A 442-nucleotide genomic window follows, 5' to 3' on the forward strand; every position below is an offset into this window, starting at 1 on the left:
CGCCTTTCTCCCCTCCGGAACCGCTGGAGTTCCCGCCGATGGCGATCCCAAAGCCCACGGCCACCGCAATCACCGCCGCGGCCACGCCGCCAATCAGCACGGGGCTGAGCTTTTTCTTCGTGGGCGCGGCCGGCTGGGCGGCTCCCGCCTGGGGCAGCTCCACCACCTGCTGGGACTCGATGGCGTTCAGAAATTCCTCCGCACTCTGGAAGCGGTCCTCCGGCTGGACCGCCAGGCCTTTCAAAATAGCCTTGTCCAGATACTCCGGGATGTCCACCCCGCACTGGGAAACTGGGACCAGCTCGTCGTGGTCCAGCCGTTCCAGCGCCTCCGGGGGCAGGAAGCCGGTCAGCGCCGCATAGAAGCAGGCGGCGCAGGAGTAGACGTCCGTAAAGGGGCCCTGGCGGCTTCTCCGGATGTACTGCTCCTTGGGGGCGTAGCC

At 67.2% G+C, this 442-nt stretch carries 1 pseudogene; it reads right to left on the minus strand.

The annotated features are described in order from the left end of the window. A pseudogene (locus tag H6B31_RS16785) lies at window positions 1-442 on the minus strand (hypothetical protein); the annotation flags it as partial.

It is taken from the genome of Pseudoflavonifractor capillosus, assembly GCF_016899775.1.
Lineage (GTDB): Bacteria > Bacillota > Clostridia > Oscillospirales > Oscillospiraceae > Lawsonibacter.